Annotated in this window: 16 protein-coding genes; 12 read left to right on the top strand and 4 right to left on the bottom strand. The window is 67.2% G+C overall.

Annotated elements, in window-relative coordinates; genetic code table 11:
- Window positions 1-45: 45 nt before the first annotated feature.
- Complete coding sequence (locus AKI39_RS12995; RefSeq protein WP_083228825.1) at window positions 46-1,083, top strand: pyridoxamine 5'-phosphate oxidase family protein; 1,038 nt, start codon at window positions 46-48, stop codon at window positions 1,081-1,083.
- Here the strand turns inward: AKI39_RS12995 and AKI39_RS13000 are convergent.
- Complete coding sequence (locus tag AKI39_RS13000; RefSeq protein ID WP_066636523.1) at window positions 1,032-1,943, bottom strand: LysR family transcriptional regulator; 912 nt, start codon at window positions 1,941-1,943, stop codon at window positions 1,032-1,034. The two genes, AKI39_RS12995 and AKI39_RS13000, sit on opposite strands and share 52 nt — an antisense overlap.
- 108 nt (window positions 1,944-2,051) lie before the next feature.
- On the opposite strand from AKI39_RS13000, the gene AKI39_RS13005 reads away from it, so the two are divergent.
- Window positions 2,052-3,212, top strand: a complete 1,161-nt coding sequence (locus AKI39_RS13005) for an acyl-CoA dehydrogenase family protein (RefSeq protein ID WP_066636525.1) — start codon at window positions 2,052-2,054, stop codon at window positions 3,210-3,212.
- A gap of 60 nt (window positions 3,213-3,272) precedes the next feature.
- Here the strand turns inward: AKI39_RS13005 and AKI39_RS13010 are convergent, their stop codons facing one another.
- A complete protein-coding gene (locus AKI39_RS13010) occupies window positions 3,273-4,436 on the bottom strand; it encodes a mandelate racemase/muconate lactonizing enzyme family protein (RefSeq protein WP_066636526.1) in 1,164 nt (387 codons plus the stop codon).
- A 28-nt stretch (window positions 4,437-4,464) separates the two neighbouring features.
- Window positions 4,465-5,472 carry a Bug family tripartite tricarboxylate transporter substrate binding protein gene (locus tag AKI39_RS13015; RefSeq protein ID WP_066636527.1) on the bottom strand — a complete coding sequence of 336 codons (1,008 nt, stop codon included), beginning with the start codon at window positions 5,470-5,472 and terminating at the stop codon, window positions 4,465-4,467.
- A gap of 139 nt (window positions 5,473-5,611) precedes the next feature.
- Between AKI39_RS13015 and AKI39_RS13020 the strand changes: the two genes are divergently transcribed.
- On the top strand, window positions 5,612-6,568 hold the full coding sequence (locus tag AKI39_RS13020; RefSeq protein WP_066636529.1) for a LysR substrate-binding domain-containing protein: 957 nt from the start codon (window positions 5,612-5,614) through the stop codon (window positions 6,566-6,568).
- A gap of 20 nt (window positions 6,569-6,588) precedes the next feature.
- On the opposite strand, the gene AKI39_RS13025 is transcribed toward AKI39_RS13020, so the two are convergent.
- Window positions 6,589-9,102, bottom strand: coding sequence for a carbohydrate-binding family V/XII (locus AKI39_RS13025; protein WP_066636533.1), 2,514 nt, complete (start codon window positions 9,100-9,102; stop codon window positions 6,589-6,591).
- 377 nt (window positions 9,103-9,479) lie between these two features.
- Here AKI39_RS13025 and AKI39_RS13030 point away from each other — a divergent pair, with 377 nt between their 5' ends.
- The 9 genes from AKI39_RS13030 to AKI39_RS13070 all read left to right on the top strand — a co-directional run bounded on the left by AKI39_RS13030 (window position 9,480) and on the right by AKI39_RS13070 (window position 16,815).
- Window positions 9,480-10,316: a universal stress protein gene (locus tag AKI39_RS13030; RefSeq protein ID WP_066636536.1), complete on the top strand. Its 837-nt coding sequence runs from the start codon at window positions 9,480-9,482 to the stop codon at window positions 10,314-10,316.
- A 129-nt stretch (window positions 10,317-10,445) separates the two neighbouring features.
- Window positions 10,446-11,438, top strand: coding sequence for a P-type ATPase (locus AKI39_RS13035; protein ID WP_066636538.1), 993 nt, complete (start codon window positions 10,446-10,448; stop codon window positions 11,436-11,438).
- Complete coding sequence (gene ccoS, locus AKI39_RS13040) at window positions 11,435-11,572, top strand: cbb3-type cytochrome oxidase assembly protein CcoS (RefSeq protein WP_066636540.1); 138 nt, start codon at window positions 11,435-11,437, stop codon at window positions 11,570-11,572. The genes AKI39_RS13035 and ccoS overlap by 4 nt, the downstream gene beginning before the upstream one ends.
- A 194-nt stretch (window positions 11,573-11,766) precedes the next feature.
- Window positions 11,767-13,302, top strand: coding sequence for a cytochrome-c oxidase, cbb3-type subunit I (ccoN, locus tag AKI39_RS13045; protein WP_235610635.1), 1,536 nt, complete (start codon window positions 11,767-11,769; stop codon window positions 13,300-13,302).
- Window positions 13,303-13,312: 10 nt separating this feature from the next.
- Window positions 13,313-13,972, top strand: a complete 660-nt coding sequence (ccoO, locus tag AKI39_RS13050; protein ID WP_066636542.1) for a cytochrome-c oxidase, cbb3-type subunit II — start codon at window positions 13,313-13,315, stop codon at window positions 13,970-13,972.
- A gap of 3 nt (window positions 13,973-13,975) precedes the next feature.
- The gene (locus tag AKI39_RS13055; RefSeq protein WP_066636545.1) at window positions 13,976-14,152 is read left to right on the top strand and encodes a cbb3-type cytochrome oxidase subunit 3; all 177 of its coding nucleotides are present in this window, start codon (window positions 13,976-13,978) and stop codon (window positions 14,150-14,152) included.
- The gene (gene ccoP, locus AKI39_RS13060; protein ID WP_066636549.1) at window positions 14,145-15,125 is read left to right on the top strand and encodes a cytochrome-c oxidase, cbb3-type subunit III; all 981 of its coding nucleotides are present in this window, start codon (window positions 14,145-14,147) and stop codon (window positions 15,123-15,125) included. The genes AKI39_RS13055 and ccoP overlap by 8 nt, the downstream gene beginning before the upstream one ends.
- A complete protein-coding gene (gene ccoG, locus AKI39_RS13065; protein WP_083228826.1) occupies window positions 15,023-16,501 on the top strand; it encodes a cytochrome c oxidase accessory protein CcoG in 1,479 nt (492 codons plus the stop codon). Before ccoP ends, ccoG begins: the two co-directional genes overlap by 103 nt.
- Before the next feature lie 56 nt (window positions 16,502-16,557).
- Window positions 16,558-16,815, top strand: coding sequence for a hypothetical protein (locus tag AKI39_RS13070; RefSeq protein WP_066636552.1), 258 nt, complete (start codon window positions 16,558-16,560; stop codon window positions 16,813-16,815).
- The last annotated feature ends 6 nt before the right edge of the window (window positions 16,816-16,821 follow it).

The following is a 16,821-nucleotide window of genomic DNA, read 5'->3' on the forward strand; positions in this document are numbered from 1 at the left end:
CCCGCCTGTCCCGGCGCGGCAATCGCCCGATCAAAAGGAACCATCATGCCCACCCTTCCCTGGCACGCCGGCGAACTGGCCCTGCAATCGCGCACCGGCGCCTTGGCCAAGATGGACGATGTCGGCCGCCGTGTCATCCGGGACTACATGCCGGACCAGCATCGCGAGTTCTTCGCGCAGCTGCCGTTCGTCGTGCTGGGCGCCGTGTCGCCCGACGGCCGTGCCTGGGCCACGCTGCGCGCCGGCCTGCCGGGCTTTCTGGATTCCCCGCAGCCGCGTCGCCTGGACCTGGCCATCGCCCGCGAAGCCGCCGACCCGGCCGATGCGGGGCTGGCCGACGGCAGCGCGATCGGTTTGCTGGGTATCGACCTGGCCACGCGCCGGCGCAACCGGATGAACGGCGTACTGCGCCATGACGCGGGACACATTTCGCATATCGACGTGACGCAGAGCTTCGGCAACTGCCCACGCTACATCCAGCAGCGTACCGTCGCCTTCACACGCGATCCCGGCGAACAGCCGGCCATCGCGCCGCGGACGCTCCATGCACTGGACGAGCGCGCCCGCGCGCTGGTGGCCAATGCCGATGCGTTTTTCGTGGCGTCGTATGTGGATCTTCCCGGGCAAGGCCGCCAGGTGGATGTATCGCACCGCGGCGGCAAGCCGGGGTTCGTGCGCATCGACGCCGATGGCGGGATGACCATCCCCGACTTCCCCGGCAACCTGTTCTTCAATACGCTGGGCAACATCATGATCAACCCCGTGGCCGGCATCACGTTCGTGGATTTCGACACCGGCGAGCTGCTGCAGATGAGCGGCCGCGCCGACCTCACCCTGGATGCGCCGGAGGTCGCCGCATTCCAGGGCGCGGAACGGCTGTGGCGCTTTATCCCCGAGGTCATCGTGCGACGCGAGCAGGCACTGCCCCTGCGTTGGACACCCAAGGAAAACGGCGCGGCGCCCAGCGCGCTACTGACGGGCGACTGGAAGCAAGCCGCCGACCGCATGCACGCCGAAGCATCCGGCACGTATCAGGCCGGTTCGGCGGCGCCCGCCCAGGCACGCGCCTTCCGCACCAGGTAGTCGGCCAGCGTGCGCGACGCCAGGGTTTGATAGCGGTCCGGCATGCGCAGCAGGAACATGCGCGTGCCGAAGACGCTCAGGCGCCAGTCCGGCAGCGCGGTGACGACACGTCCTTCCACCACGTCCTGTTCGACGACGTAATCCGGCACCAGCCCCACGCCCAGCCCGGCCAGGATGGCTTCCCGCAGGAACTGGAAGTTCTCGGAGGCCAACGTGGGATGCAGCGTCAGCTCGCGCCGTTCTTCCCCCTGGTAGGCCGACACGCGCAGGTCGCGGCCCGCGACCGCCGAGGTGATCAGCGGGATGTCGCCCAGCTGTTCCAGGCGCGAGGGCATGGCGTGGGCTCCCGCGTACGCCATGGATGCGCAGAGTACGTAGCGTACTCGCGCGAGTTCCACCGCGACCATCTGCTGCGGCGGCTCGGACATGACGCGCACGGCCATGTCCACCTCCTCGCGCAGCAGATCGTCCACGCGGTTGTCGAACAGCAGGTCCAGCGCGATATCGGGATAGCCGCGCTTGAACTCGATCAGCCAATCCGACATGACCATGTGGCCAAAACCCGTCGGCAAGCTCAGCCGCAGCGAACCGTGCAGGCCCTTGCCCAACATGGCGATCGATTCCCGGGCGGCCAGCAGTTCGTTGCGGATCACGCGTCCGTGCTGGTAAAGACGCTCGCCCGCCTCGGTCAGCTCGACCCGGCGGGTGGTGCGCCGCATCAGCTGCATGCCGACGGCCTTCTCCAGCTGCGTCAGGTGGTAGCTGACGTTGGCACGGCTCATTTTGAGATGGCGCGCGGCCAGGCTGAGATTCCCCGCTTCGACGATGTCGACAAAGAGCGTGAGCGACTGGGCGTCCATGTACCGGCGTATCCGTCAAAAATATTTGACAGACTGTTCATATCCTTGGGGATTGTCAAGCCGTATGGATAAGAAAATAATAGGCGCGACTATCCGGAGGGAAACGCCATGCCGCTCGATCAAGAGACTTTTCAATTGCTCAAGGACAGCGTGCAGCGCTTCGTCCTGGAACGGCTGATGCCGGCCGAGGACGCCGTCGAGGAACAGGACGAGGTGCCGGCCGACATCGTGAGCGACATGAAGGAACTGGGCCTGTTCGGCCTATCCATTCCGGAGGAATACGGCGGCATCGGGCTCACCATGGCCCAGGAGTGCGAGGTTGCCTATGAACTGGGGCACACTGCCCTCGCCTTTCGGTCGGTTGTCGGCACCAATATCGGCATCGGGTCGCAGGGCATCCTGATGGACGGCACGGCGCAACAGAAAGCCGAATACCTGCCACGCATCGCCAGTGGCGAACTGATCGTCTCGTTCGCGTTGACCGAACCGGACGCCGGCTCGGACGCGGCATCGATCAAGACCCGCGGCGCCAGGGACGGCGACGACTATCTGCTCAATGGCACCAAGCGCTTCATCACCAACGCGCCGCGCGCCGGCGCGTTCACCTTGATGGCGCGCACGGAAGGCCCCGGCGCCGCCGGCATTACCGCCTTCATCGTGCCGGCCGGGCTGCCGGGCCTGACCCTGGGCAAGCCCGACCGCAAGATGGGCCAGCGCGGCACCAAGACCTGCGACGTCAACCTGGACAATGTGCGCGTGCCGGCCGCCAACATCATCGGCGGCGAACCGGGCAAGGGCTTCAAGACGGCGATGAAGGTGCTGGACCGCGGGCGCCTGCACATTTCCGCGGTGGCGTGCGGCATGGCCGCGCGCATCCTCCGCGAAAGCGTCGCCTACGCCCAGCAGCGCAAGCAGTTCGGGCAGCGCATCGGCGATTTCCAGCTTGTCCAGGCCATGCTGGCCGACAGCCAGGCCGAGATGCTGGCCGCCTGGTCACTGGTGCAGTCGGTGGCGCGGCGCTACGACGCCAAGCCCTTCGGCGCCACGGACCCGGAAGTCAGCATGCAGGCCGCGTGCGCCAAGCTGTTCAGCACGGAAATGGTGGGCCGGGTCGCCGACCGCGGCGTGCAGATCCACGGCGGCGCCGGCTACATCAATGAATACAAGGTCGAACGCTTCTACCGCGACGTGCGCCTGCTGCGCCTGTACGAGGGCACCACGCAGATTCAGCAGCTGGTCATCGGCAAGCAGCTGATGAAGCAGGCCTGACCGCGCCTTGCGGCGCGGCCGGCATGGTGCGGCGGCTCAAGTCCTTACCGGCTTGCCGGCCTACTGGTCAATGACGAATCCATCGAAGTGCGGGCGCATGCTGATGGGTTTGGACAGCGGCGGCCGGATGCGCTGGGCGTCGGGCAGCAGGCACATCCCCAGGCCGGGCCGCGTGGGGATATCGACGAAGCCGTTGTCGGGCCGCGGTACCTCGTCCACCACGTTGCTGCCCAGGTGTTCCGGCCGGCTCTCGAAGATCCCGGCTTCGAAGCCCGTGGCGTATTCCTGGATGGCGAAGTTGGGGATCGCCGCGGCCAGTTGCAGGCATGCCGCCAGCCCGATAGGCGACAAGGGATTGTGCGGCACCACCTGAACATGATGGGCCTCGGCCATGGCGGCAACCTTGCGTCCGCCGGTGATGCCGCCGCACAGGCACAAGTCCACGCGCGCGAATTCGACGGCATTGCGCGCCAGCAAGGACTGGAATTCATAGATGGTGGCGAAGCGCTCGCCCGTCGCGATGGGCACGCGCACCTTCTCCGCGACGCGGGCCATGGCTTCGGGGCCCTCCGGCCGGATGGGGTCCTCCACGAACATGGGGTGCGTGTGCTCGATCGCGTCGATGAAGGTGATTGCTTCGGCAGGCGTCAGGCGGCGGTGCAGCTCGATCAGCAGGTCCACTCGGTCGCCCACCACTTCGCGCATGCGTTCGACATTGTCGACGGCGTCGCGCATCTTCTTGATGTGGGTCTTGAACCACACCTGGTCATTGCCTTCGTCCAGGAAGGGATTCAAGTGGCCGAAGGCATTGAAGCCCGCCTCCATCTTGGCCTGGCATTCCACCAGGATCTTCTCGATCGAGCTCTCGTAGACGTGGCCGTAGATGCGCGCTTTCTTGCGCACCGCGCCGCCCAGCAGTTCGTAGATCGGGACCCCAAGCGCCTGGCCCTTGATGTCCCAGAGGGCGATATCGATCGCGGAAATAGCGGCATTGATCGCCAGCCCCTGGAAATAGCTGAAACGGTGCATCACGTTCCAGTGATGCTCGATGTCGAAGGCCGGCTTGCCTTCCAGGTATTCGGCGAAACGCTTGATCGCCGCGCCGGCGGCCTCGATATGGCCCCAGGTGCCCGCTTCGCCGATGCCGACCAGGCCGGAATCCGTCTCCACGCGCGCGAACATGAATTGGCCCACATGCAGGGGCTGAACGTGCTTGATCTTCATAACCATCCTCTCCAGAAAGCGATCACCATCACGGTTGTTTTGCCTGCGGCGCGTTGGCGTGCAGCATGGCGCTCCAGCGTTGCGTTTCGGCCAGCACCCTTTCCTTGGCCACCGCGGAGGTTCCGCCCAACGGCACCCCGCCCGCGCCGTCCAGGCGGGCCAGGAAGTCCGGGTCGTGCAGGGCCTGATTGACGCCCTTGGCGATGCCGTCCAGGATCGCCTTCGGCGTTCCCGCCGGCGCGGCCAACCCGAACCAGTTGCTGATCTCGAAGCCGGGCAAACCGGCCTCGGTGGCGGTGGGTACGTCGGGCAAGGCGGAAATCCGCTGGGACCGCGCCACGGCCAGGGCGCGCAGCCGTCCATCCTTGATCATTGGCGCCACCGTGGGCGCCGCGGTGATCAGCATCTGAATCTGTCCGCCCAGCAGGTCCTGCAGCGCGGGCCCGGATCCCCGGTAAGGCACGTGCAGGATCTCCGCGCCGGTCAGCTGGCGAAACAGTTCGCCGGCCAGATGCGGCCCGCTGCCGACACCACCGGAACCATAGGTGATCTTCCCGGGATGGGACTTGGCATACGCGATGAACTGCTTCAGGTCGCGGGCCGGTACATTGCTGTTGATCACCAGCACGAAGGGTGTTTCGGCGACGAGGACCGCGGGCTCCAGGGATTGCACCGGGTCGAAGGTCAGGCCTGGTACGAGTTCCTTCACCACCGTTGAGGTGATCTCGTTCATGAACAGCATGTGTCCGTCGGGCCGGGCGCGCGCGACAGAGGACATCGCGATGGTGCCGCTGGCCCCGGGCCGATTTTCCACGACGAAGGTACCGCCCATGGTCTGGGCCAGTTTCACGCTGAGCAGGCGCGCGACCGCATCGGTGGCGCCGCCAGGCGAATAAGGCACCACGATCGATACGGGCCGATCGCCCGGGTAGGCCGATTCGGCGTGTGCGCCGAGCGGCGCGAGCGCCAGGGCGGCTATGGCCAGGACGCCCGACACGGTTGTTCCGCGGGCGCGGACGAGTCGCTTGAATGACATTGGTCTCCTCCTTATTGCCGTCGTCGCGGGCCGCGCGGTGGCGGGCCCGGCGATGGCGTGTTCGAGGAATCGACTTTAGAGCGACTAGAATCGGAACGATCGACCGGAAAGTTATTCCATTATTTCGTTTGGATTAATGATGAGTTCGCCCGCCGTCCTCTCCGAAATGAGTTTTTTCTGCCAGATCGCGCGCAGTCCCAGCCTGGCCGCCGCGGCGCGCGAAATGGGCTTGAGCGCGCCCGCGGTCACCAAACGGTTGGCCCAGATGGAAGCCCGCCTGGAGGTGCAGCTGCTGACGCGCACGACGCGAAGGATGCAGCTGACCGAAGAAGGCGAAATCTATCTGATGCACGCGCGCCGCATCCTGGCCGACATCGACGACATGGAGCGCCACGTGTCGAATGCGCGCCGCATTCCCAAGGGACTGCTGCGGGTCAACGCCACGCTGGGCTTCGGGCGCAATCACGTTGCGCCCTTGTTGTCGCGGTTCCGCAAGCGCTATCCGGGCGTGGAGGTGCAGCTGCAGCTGACCGTCGCGCCCCCTCCCCTGACCGACGGCTCTTATGACGTATGCGTGCACTTCGGCGAGCCGCCGGATGCGCGCGTCATCGCCCGGCCCATCGCCGCCAACCGCCGCATCCTGTGCGCGGCGCCTTCCTATCTGGAGGAATACGGGGAACCCAAGACCCTGGCGGATCTGCCCAAGCACACGTGCATCGACATCCGGCATGGCGAGGAAACGCATGGCGTCTGGCGCTTCCTGCTAGGCCGCAAGACCAGCACGGTCAAGGTGAACGTGCCCATGAGCACCAACGACGGCGAAATCGCGGTGCGCTGGGCGATCGAGGGCCACGGCATCATCCTGCGGGCGGAATGGGACGTCGCCCGGCATGTCGCGGCGAGCCGCCTGCGGCAGGTGCTGTCGCGGTATCGCACCTATCCGGCCGATATCTATGCCGTGTATCCCTCGCGGCACCAGTACGCCGGCCGGGTAATCGCCTTTGTGGACTTCCTTCAGGAGGCCTTCGCGGGCAGGGTCCCGGGCGCGTCGTGGCCGCACGGCGGCCCGGGATTGCAAGAACGCGCCCAGGCCTGACGGACCGGGCGCACGGCGGCTCAGCGCCGGAACCTGCCGCCGCCGAAGCGTTCACCGCCCCCGCCGAAACGATCGCCGCCGCCCCAGCCCGAGCCATTGAAGCCCCGGTTGCCCCAGCCGCGGTCCTGCATCGCGGCATCGTCGTAGCGCCCACTGGTGTAGTTGTCCGCCGTGGAGCGCGCCTGCTGCTGCTGGTTCAGGTAGGTTCGGTTGGCGGCATCGGTATTGCCGGCCGTCATCGGCTGCCAGCCCGAGGACGAGTGCTGCTGCCAGCCGTCGTCCGTATGGCGATACACGTTGCCGTTGTGGTCGCCATAGACATTGCCATCGTCCCAGCCCACCGTATTGCCGGTACGGCTGCTGTGCGTCACGCCCTCATTGTTGTAGCTGGTGACGCCCTTGCCCGCTTCGCCGCTGGCCGTCCGGGAGCTGGCCGTCGTCCGGCCGGTATTATCGTTCGTGTGGATGTTCTGCTGCCCCGCCGCCCAGGTGCCGTTATCGGCATTGCCCACCACGCCGCCGCGCGATGCGCCCGCCGTGCCGTTGACCGGATTGTTGTAGGCGCCGCGGTAGCCCGACGCATAATTGCCGGTCTGCCAGTTGTAGGCGGCGCCGTGCGTGCCTTCGAAGCTACGGCCCGTCGCGGGGTTGTAGCCTTCCGCGTGGGTGCCTTGCCACTGCGTGCCGGTCCAGCCGTTCCAGCCCGTTGCATGCGTGACCACGCCGGTCCCGCCCCAATGGCCGTACACGTCCACGCTGTTGACGTTCACGCCCCGCCAGTACGGCGCGCCCCAATAGGGCCCCCAGTACGGCGCGGGAGCGCCCCAGACGGAGCCCGCCGCGAAGCCGAAGGCAAAACCGACGGCGGTATCGAAGGCCGCGTTATAGCCGTAGGTGGGCGGATAGCCGACGTAGACAGGCCCCGCCACGTAGGCGGGATACACATATCCCGTGCCATAGACCACCGTTCCGTCGGGGGCGACCATCACGCCCATGTAGCCAGGGGTATAGCCGTAGACCACCGACGTCGGCGTGGCGCCGTACACCCGGACGTAGGTGACGTAGTGCAGCGCAGACGACACCGGGATGGTGTAGATCGCCGGCGCCACATGGTCGGCCACGCGCCACGGGCCGGCCGACGAGGAGGCCGTGAACCAGATGCCGTTGTACAGCGCGTAGTAGCCCGCGCCGTCGACGCGAAAGACCGGCGTCTGGCTATTCGCGGCGTATTGGACCTGCGTGCCGGGGATGTCGACGAAGTCAGGCGGGCCATTCAGGTACGCCACGGTCAACGCCGCCTTGTCGCGCGCGGCGGTGGCGGTTTGCGGAATGGTGGCCGCGATCACGGACTCCCTGGCCTGCGGCGTACCGGGCACCGAGGCCAGCACGCCCGCCGACGGGTCATGCGGGTCGATGCGCCCGAAATCGCGCGGCAGCTGCTTGCCCGGCACATACGCCCACGGCCCGTCTAGCTGCGAGGCGCTGAACCAGCGGCCCGAGACCAGGATGTAATAGCGGTTGTTAGACGGGTTCATGAACACCGCATGGTCGGCGTTGGTCATCGACAGCAGGCCGGTGCCTTGCACCGGCGCGAACTCCGGCGCGCCGCTGGTAATGACCAGTTCCGCGGGGCCCGTCTGCACCAGCACCCGGGGCACGACGGTGGACGGCTGGCCGTCGCGCGGCAGCATGGGGTCTGGCTTGTCCGCGTGCGAGCTGGCCTGGGCGGCCGACAACAGCGGCTGCGAAGGACTGTCCAGACGCTGCCAGGGGCCGGTGGCGGCGGACGCCTGGAACCAATGTCCCGTCACGTTCAAATAGAAGTAGCCGGCTGAATCGGCCAGCATGAGCGCCCGCGTATTGGCCACGCGTTGCCAGCCTTCGGCGCCCTGGACCCTGTACAGCGAAGGGGGGCCGTCGACCAGCACCAGGATGGTAGGCACCGAACGGAAAATGATGGCAGGCGGCGTGTTCTTGACGGGTACCGACGGCAGCGAGGCCAGCTTCTGCGACACCGCGTAGCTGGTCTGCAACGCCTCCAGGCGCGTCGTCATGCTGGGCGGAATGTGGGATTCCAGCACGCCCCGCAGTTGCGTGGCGTTCTGCGGCGCCGGGGGCAGGTCTATCTTCTCGATGCGGATGCGGTCTACATACACCAGACCGGCCGGCTTGTTCACGTCGGCACGCGCGGAAAACTGCACCACGCCATACGTGGGACTGCCATTGGCCTGACCGACGGCCACGGCCATGCGGCCGCCGATCTGGTCGCCGTTCCAGCTATCGATCTGCGGCTGATACAGCTGGACGTGCATGCCGTTGGCAGCGTCCAAGGTACGGGGCCACTGCAAGGCACGGTTCGCGGCCTGCAAGGATGCCTGTTGGGCCTGCACGTTGTCCGATGGGGCGGCGCCGGCTTGCACGCCGGCCGCCTGGGCAGCCGGCGCACCGGCGGGCTGGGCGCCGCACACGGCCGGCAGGGTTGCACAAATCAAGCTCGCCATGGCGAGGGCGCGGCGATGGATGCCGGAATTCATGGATATGCTCCTTCGAGGGAATTCGGATACAAGCCGCGCGGGGTGGCCGCCACGTGATGGCCGCCTCGTTCGGGGGCGCTGGGCGGTTATACCCAAGTCGGCGCCCGCGCACAACGTCGGCGTCATCGTGCGGTGCTGTTCCATGGATACCGCGGGACGGTAAATCATTGGCGGCCGGCCAGTTGCCGCCGACGCGGCCGGATGGCGCCGGATTCATTACTCCCGGCCGCCGGTTGCGGCCCTGCTTGCCGCGATCGGACGGGCTTGACCCATGTCAAGGTCCGCGTCTGCATATCGCACGAAGATCAAGGGACGACTCCCGTGACGGGGCGAACCCTATAAGCCCCGGGTGAACCCATATCCAAGTGAGAACGGACATGCTCAAACGCATCGCATTGCACGTCGAGAAAGACCAGGCCTGTCCCGCTCGCACCGCGACCGCCGTGGCCTTGGCACAGCGGTTCCAGGCGGAGCTGTTGGGCATCTACATCAACTTTCCATGGCCGCGGGAGTTCTTCGATGAGAGCATCGTCCCCAACGGCATCTACGAAGTCGTGCTGCAACAGCGCGCGCAGGAGCGCGCCCAATGCCACGCCGAATTCGATCGCTGCGTTGCCGACGCAGGGATCGCGACGCAATGGCGCACGCCGGAAGGCCGCCCGGAAGAAATCCTGGCGTCGCACGCCAGATGCGCCGACTTGCTGGTGCTGAGCCAGGCGAAGAACACGGAAACGGATTCGATCGTCGACCCCTACGTGATCGAGACCATCGTCCTGACCGCAGGCCGCCCGGTGCTGGCCGTGCCCTATGCCGGCGAGTACACCGGCATCGGCAACCGCATCCTGGTCTGCTGGGACGGCGGCCGCGAAGCGGCACGCGCCCTTGCCGACGCCGCGCCTTTCCTGGCTCAGACCCAGGACATCTTCGTCCTGACGCTCAATCCCGAATCCGAGGCCATACGAATGCGCGAAACCGCCCCCGACGACCTGCAGGCCTGGTTCCGCGCCCAAGGCTATGCGCAGCCGACCCTGGTGCGGCGCGAGACCGGAAGGCTGGGGATGGGAGCGGCGATCCTGAATGCCGCGTCCGATCACGGCTGCGACCTGGTCGTGATGGGCCTGTACGGTCACAGCCGCGCGCGGGAATGGGTGCTGGGCGGCGCGTCACGCGACATCCTGCAGGCGATGACCGTGCCGGTCCTGTTCTCGCATTGATGTCGGCCGGCTTCATCGCGAACGCGGCGGCGGCCGCCGCGCCGCCCCTGCCTTTCCCGCAGGGCGGTAGCGGCCGGTGCTTGACCCAGGTCAAGACGCGCTCGCGGCGGCCGCCGTACGCTGCACGCCATGCGCCCCTACTCCATCTTCTCCGTGCCCGCCGGGCTGAACGCCGCCGACCGCCAGGCGCGCCGCCACGCGCTCTTGCGGCTGGGCCTGGCCTGGCTGGTCATGATGCAGGTCATGATGCTGGCCTGGCCGGCCTACGTCCGCCACGACGGCCTGCCGGCCCGCAACCTGGCGACCCTGGACTGGGCCATCGGCCTGATGAACTGGACCAGCCTGGTGCTGACCGTGCCGGTGCTGGCCTATTCCGCCTGGCCCTTGTGGCGCGGGGCCGCCCTGCGTCTATGGCAGGGGCGGGTCGGCATGGACCTGCCCGTGGCCATCGGCATGGCCGCTGCCTTCGTGCCCAGCGTCCATGCGACCATCGCCGGTGCCGGCGACGTGTATTTCGATTCCGTCACGATGTTCGTCGCATTCCTGCTTACCGCCCGCTACCTGGCGCTCTGTGCGCGGCAATCCTGCGCCGGCGGCCGCCGTGACCGCCTGCGCCGCGCGCGCGCCCTGCTGACGCTGTATGCGGACCGCCGCGCGGCGGTTTTCAGCGCGGTGCAGCTGGCGGCCACCTTCGCGACAGGCCTGATGTGGATCTGGATCGACCCGGGCCGCTTCCTGTCCGTGACCGTCGCGATGCTGGTGATCAGCTGCCCCTGCGCGATGTCGATGTCCGTGCCGGCGGTGATGGCCAGCGCGGATGCGGCATTGGGTGCCCTGCCCCGCGCCGGCGAAGCCGACACGCGCGCCATCCTGGCGATCGCCGCGCGCAAGGCCACGCAGAACCTGTACGGCAGCGCCGCCTTCCACCTGCTGATGATGCCGCTGGCGGCCTTCGGCTGGGTCACGCCCTGGCTGGCGGCGATCACGATGCTGGTGTCCTCGGTAGCGGTGGCCATGAATGCCTGGAGCCTGCGGCGGGGTTATCTCGATACCCACGAACGCGCACCGCATGGCGCTGCGGGTTGCCACGCGCCCACGGCGGCGAACGCCGAAACGCCATGACCATCCTGCTGTTGCTGCTGCCCCTGTCGCTGGTGTTCGTGGCGGCCATCGGCGGGTTTCTCGCCTGGGCCGTGCTGACGGGGCAATACGACGACACCGACGGACCGGCCGGCCGACTGCCGGACGACGACTGAGGCCGGGCGCGCCGGCTGCCGGACGGCGGCCCGCTCGGACGGCCCCCCGCCGCGGGAGAACTGACGTCGCCGCACAACACCTTGGATCGTCCGCGCCGGCGCCGCGCTTATTCCTGCATCCCTTTGATCCGCGTCAAGGGCTCCGGTGGCCGTCCACACCATGATGGCCCCACATGCATATGGGGAGCACATCGATGCAGCACAGTACAAGCGCCGCACTGAATCAAGGGATCGGGCTTGGCGCCAGGTCGGACCCGGGCGCCGCCGGCAGCGCCACCTTCAACTACGGGGTCGTCCGGCGCTTCGCCTTGATGACGGTCGTCTGGGGCGTCGTCGGGATGGCCGTGGGCGTGCTGATCGCCGCACAGCTGATCTGGCCGTCGCTGAATTTCGACACCGCGTGGCTCAGTTATGGACGCCTGCGGCCGCTGCACACCAATGCCGTGATCTTCGCCTTCGGCGGCTGCGGCCTGTTCGCGACCTCCTACTACGTGGTCCAGCGCACCTGCCAGGCGCGGCTGTTCTGCGGCTGGCTGGCCGAGTTCACGTTCTGGGGCTGGCAGGCGGTGATCGTCGCCGCCGCCATCACGCTGCCCATGGGCATGACCAGCAGCAAGGAATACGCCGAGCTGGAATGGCCGATCGACATCCTGATCACGCTAGTGTGGGTGGCCTACGCCGTGGTCTTCTTCGGCACCATCGTCAAGCGCAAGGTCAAGCACATCTACGTGGCGAACTGGTTCTTCGGCGCCTACATCCTGACCATCGCCATCCTGCACATCGTCAACAACGTCGAACTGCCGGTCACGATGTGGAAGTCGTATTCCGCCTACGCGGGCGTGCAGGACGCCATGGTGCAGTGGTGGTATGGGCACAACGCGGTGGGCTTCTTCCTGACCACCAGCTTCCTGGGCATGATGTATTACTTCGTCCCCAAGCAGGCCGGCCGCCCGATCTATTCCTACCGCCTGTCCATCGTCCACTTCTGGGCCCTGGCCTTTACCTATATGTGGGCCGGCCCGCACCACCTGCTGTATACCTCGCTGCCGGATTGGACTCAGTCGCTGGGCATGACGTTTTCGCTGATCCTGCTGGCGCCCTCGTGGGGCGGCATGATCAACGGCATCATGACCCTGCAGGGCGCCTGGCATCGCTTGCGCACCGACCCCATCCTGAAGTTCCTGGTGACCGCGCTGTCGTTCTACGGCATGGCGACCTTCGAGGGGTCGATGATGTCGATACGCAGCGTCAACGCCCTGTCCCACTACACCGACTGGACGATCGGCCACGTGCATTCCGGCGCGCTGGGCTGGGTCGCCATGATTACCTTCGGTTCGCTTTACTACCTGATTCCGCGGCTGTACGGCAGGGACAGCATGTACAGCGTGCGCGCCATCGAACTGCATTTCTGGATCGCCACCCTGGGCGTGGTGCTGTACATCGCCGGCATGTGGACCGCCGGCGTGCAGCAGGGCCTGATGTGGCGCGCGACCGCCCCCGATGGCACGCTGGTCTACAGCTTCGTCGAGGAATTGAAGACCCGGGTCCCCTACTACCTGATCCGCCTGCTGGGGGGGACGCTGTTCCTGGGCGGCATGCTGGTGATGGCCTGGAACACCTGGATGACCGTGCGCTCGGCCATCGCCGTCGACCCGGTGATTCCCGAAGCCGTGCCCGTACCGGCCGCCGTGCCCTTGGGCGAACCGGCCGTCGCCCCGACCGTCGCTTAAAGAGCCCACCATGACGACTCGTAAACACGCTTTCTTCTCGCACCAGACCCTGGAAAAGAACATCGGGCTGATGATCATCGCCACCATCGTCGTCGTATCGATGGCCGGTCTGGTGCAGATCATCCCACTGTTCTACCAGCATTCCACGACGCAGGCCGAGCCCGGCATCGAGCCCTACAGCCCGCTGCGGCTGATGGGACGCGACATCTATATCCGCGAAGGCTGCGTCGGCTGCCACTCGCAGCAGGTGCGCATGCTGCAGTCCGAGGTCCAGCGCTATGGCCCGTACTCCACGGCGGGCGAGTCGGTCTTCGACCATCCTTTCCTGTGGGGTTCCAAGCGTACGGGACCGGACCTGGCGCGCATCGGCGAACGCTATTCGGACGCCTGGCACCGCGAACATCTGCGCGACCCGCGCGCCGTCGTGCCGGAATCCAACATGCCCGCCTATCCCTGGTTGCGGACCACGTCGCTGGCCGGACAGAACGTGGCCGACCGCATGCGCGCACTGCGCCAGCTGGGGGTGCCGTATACCGACCAGAACATCGCCGACGGGCCCAAGGCCCTGGAGGGCAAGAACGAGGAAGACGCGCTCGTGGCCTATCTGCAGGGCCTGGGCCTGGCCGCGCGCAAGGGCGCTCCGGCGCCGGCCACGCGCAAGGGAGACTGAATCATGGCTTATCTGACCGCTATCGTGACCGCCGTTTCCATGGCGACGTTCCTGGGCATCATCGTGTGGGCGTGGTCCCGGGGACGCCAGCCCGCCAACCGCGATTCCGCCCTGCTTCCCTTCGCGCTGCCGGAGGAATACACCGCCCCCGGCGCCGGCAAAGGACGCATCCATGAGTGACTTCACCACGCCCGTCTGGGGCTATTTCGTCGGCATCGTCGCCTCGGCCGGCATCGTGTGGTGCCTGTGGCTGCTGTACACCCAGCGCCGCTGGCTGGGCAAGGCGCCGGCGAACCAGCCGGTCGATACCGGCCACGTCTGGGACGGCGACCTGACCGAGTTGAACAATCCCGTCCCGCGCTGGTGGACCGTCATGTACCTGCTGATGTGCGTGTTCGCCGTGGGCTACCTTGTGCTGTTTCCCGGCCTGGGGCAGTACACCGGCACGCTGGGCTACAGCAGCGCCGATGACCTGCGGCGGCAGCAGGACGCGCAGGAAGCAGCTACCCGCCCCTTGTACGCCCGCTACGAAGCCATGCCCGTGGCGGACATCGCGCGCGATACGCGCGCCCAGGAAATCGGCCAGCGCCTGTTCCTGAACAACTGCGCGCAGTGCCATGGTTCCGATGCCAAGGGGGCCCCGGGATTCCCCAACCTGACCGATGGCGACTGGCTGTACGGCGGCTCGCCCGATACCATCCTGCAGACCATCACGCACGGCCGCCATGGCGTCATGCCGGCGTGGACCGGCGTGATCGATGCCCGCACGGCATCCGATATCGCGGACTACGTGCGCTCGCTTTCCGGCTTGGGCGTGGACCGGTCGCGGGTGTTCAGCGGCAAGGACGCGTTCGGCACGTACTGCGTGGCCTGCCACGGCGTGGATGCCAAGGGCAACCAGGCGCTGGGCGCGCCCAACCTGACGGACAACGTCTGGCTGTACGGCAGTTCGCAGCGCACCATCGAGGTCACCATCCTCAACGGCCGGGACAACCGCATGCCCGCGCAGGAAGGGGTCCTCACGTCGGCGCAGATCCGCATCCTGACCGCATGGGTGTGGCGGCAGTCGCACGCGGACGGCGACGCGGACGCCCCCGCGAATGGCGCGACCGGCGCCAACGCCGGCAATGCCCTGGCGTCGGGCAAGCCATGATCGAGGCCGAAGTCAAAATCTACGCGCGGGCGGTGACGGGCACCTTCGCCCGCTGGCGCATCGCCTTCGTCTTCCTGACCCAGGCGCTGTTCTACGGGTTGCCGTGGCTGCAATGGGACGGACGCCAGGCCGTGCTGTTCGACCTGGGCGCGCGACGCTTCTACCTGTTCGGTCTGGTGCTCTGGCCCCAGGACGTGGTCTACCTGGCGGTGCTGCTGGTCATCTCGGCACTGGCGCTGTTCCTGTTCACCGCGCTGGCGGGACGCCTGTTCTGCGGCTACGCCTGTCCGCAGACCGTCTATTCCGAGATCTTCGCCTGGATAGAGCGCAAGGTGGAAGGCGACCGCGCGGCGCGCCAGCGGCTGGACCAGGCGCCCTGGACGGCGCGCAAGCTGCGGCTGAAGGCCACCAAGCATGTACTGTGGCTGGCCATCGCATGGTGGACGGGAAGCACCTTCATCGGCTATTTCGCACCCATCCGGCAGCTGGCGCACGATCTGTTCACGCTGCAGCTGGGGCCGTGGCAATGGTTCTGGATCGTGTTCTACAGCCTGGCGACCTGGGGCAATGCCGGCTTCCTGCGCGAATCGGTATGCAAGTACATGTGCCCCTACGCGCGCTTCCAGAGCGTCATGGTCGACCAGGACACCCTTGTCGTGACCTACGACAAGGGGCGCGGCGAACCGCGCGGCGGCCGTTCGCGCCAGGCGGACCCGGCATCGCTGGGACTGGGCGATTGCGTCGACTGCCACTGGTGCGTACAGGTCTGCCCCACCGGTATCGACATCCGCAACGGCCTGCAGTACCTGTGCATCGGCTGTGGCGCCTGCGTGGACGCCTGCAACGACGTCATGAAGAAAATGCACTATGCGCCGGGGCTGATCCGCTACGCCTCCGAGCGCGCCGTGACGGACCGCCTTTCCCGCCGTGCCGCCCTGCGTCGGCTGCTGCGTCCGCGCACGCTGGCGTACGGGACGCTGCTGGGCGCCCTGGCGATCGGCCTGATGGGCGCGCTATGGCTGCGCCAGCCGCTGCGCATGGACGTCATCCGCGACCGCGGCGTGCTGGGCCGCGAGGTCGCCGGGGGCATGATCGAGAATGTCTACCGCCTGCAGTTCATGAACACCTCGGACACGCCGCTGGACGTGGCCCTGTCGGCGGAGGGCATGGAGGGCATCGTCGTTGCGCTGCCCTCCGGCGCGGCGAGCGTCCATGTCAATGCCCTGGACAACAAGGTCGTCGCCGCGGTGGCCCGGGCTCCCGCGCGCGATGCCGCGGCGGGGGCGCACAAGATCGTGATTCACGCCCTGGGCACCGGTCCCAATGGCGCCGTCTTGCGCACGGACGAAGCCGCGAGTTTCTTCATTCCCCAGTGAGAGCGCCGGGCACCGCGCCCGGATTCTCGCGCCTACCCTGCCTGGAGCGGACCACCATGACCCAGCCCCTAGTCCCCCCTTCCCGCCCCTGGTATCGCGAACCGTGGCCCTGGATACTGATGGCCGGGCCCGCGGCGGCCCTGGTGGCCTGCATGTTCACGGTGTATCTGGCGGTGGTGCGTCATGCGGACGCGCCCATCATGGAGGGCGCCACGCGGGAAGGACTGGTGGTGCGCCGGGTTCCCGCCGCGCCCGCCGCGGCGCCGCCTGGAGCGCCGGCGCGCAACGCGCCGGACACCCTCGGTAAAGAATAATGGCGC

The sequence above is a fragment of the Bordetella sp. H567 genome (assembly GCF_001704295.1).
Classification (GTDB): Bacteria; Pseudomonadota; Gammaproteobacteria; order Burkholderiales; family Burkholderiaceae_B; genus Bordetella_C.

What these genes read in the sequence shown, in the direction of transcription:
- AKI39_RS12995 (WP_083228825.1), top strand. Translation starts at nt 46, where the DNA reads ATGCCCACCCTTCCCTGGCACGCCGGCGAACTGGCCCTGCAATCGCGC.
- AKI39_RS13000 (WP_066636523.1), bottom strand. Translation starts at nt 1,943, where the DNA reads ATGGACGCCCAGTCGCTCACGCTCTTTGTCGACATCGTCGAAGCGGGG.
- AKI39_RS13005 (WP_066636525.1), top strand. Translation starts at nt 2,052, where the DNA reads ATGCCGCTCGATCAAGAGACTTTTCAATTGCTCAAGGACAGCGTGCAG.
- AKI39_RS13010 (WP_066636526.1), bottom strand. Translation starts at nt 4,436, where the DNA reads ATGAAGATCAAGCACGTTCAGCCCCTGCATGTGGGCCAATTCATGTTC.
- AKI39_RS13015 (WP_066636527.1), bottom strand. Translation starts at nt 5,472, where the DNA reads ATGTCATTCAAGCGACTCGTCCGCGCCCGCGGAACAACCGTGTCGGGC.
- AKI39_RS13020 (WP_066636529.1), top strand. Translation starts at nt 5,612, where the DNA reads ATGAGTTCGCCCGCCGTCCTCTCCGAAATGAGTTTTTTCTGCCAGATC.
- AKI39_RS13025 (WP_066636533.1), bottom strand. Translation starts at nt 9,102, where the DNA reads ATGAATTCCGGCATCCATCGCCGCGCCCTCGCCATGGCGAGCTTGATT.
- AKI39_RS13030 (WP_066636536.1), top strand. Translation starts at nt 9,480, where the DNA reads ATGCTCAAACGCATCGCATTGCACGTCGAGAAAGACCAGGCCTGTCCC.
- AKI39_RS13035 (WP_066636538.1), top strand. Translation starts at nt 10,446, where the DNA reads ATGCGCCCCTACTCCATCTTCTCCGTGCCCGCCGGGCTGAACGCCGCC.
- ccoS (WP_066636540.1), top strand. Translation starts at nt 11,435, where the DNA reads ATGACCATCCTGCTGTTGCTGCTGCCCCTGTCGCTGGTGTTCGTGGCG.
- ccoN (WP_235610635.1), top strand. Translation starts at nt 11,767, where the DNA reads ATGCAGCACAGTACAAGCGCCGCACTGAATCAAGGGATCGGGCTTGGC.
- ccoO (WP_066636542.1), top strand. Translation starts at nt 13,313, where the DNA reads ATGACGACTCGTAAACACGCTTTCTTCTCGCACCAGACCCTGGAAAAG.
- AKI39_RS13055 (WP_066636545.1), top strand. Translation starts at nt 13,976, where the DNA reads ATGGCTTATCTGACCGCTATCGTGACCGCCGTTTCCATGGCGACGTTC.
- ccoP (WP_066636549.1), top strand. Translation starts at nt 14,145, where the DNA reads ATGAGTGACTTCACCACGCCCGTCTGGGGCTATTTCGTCGGCATCGTC.
- ccoG (WP_083228826.1), top strand. Translation starts at nt 15,023, where the DNA reads ATGGGTGTGGCGGCAGTCGCACGCGGACGGCGACGCGGACGCCCCCGC.
- AKI39_RS13070 (WP_066636552.1), top strand. Translation starts at nt 16,558, where the DNA reads ATGACCCAGCCCCTAGTCCCCCCTTCCCGCCCCTGGTATCGCGAACCG.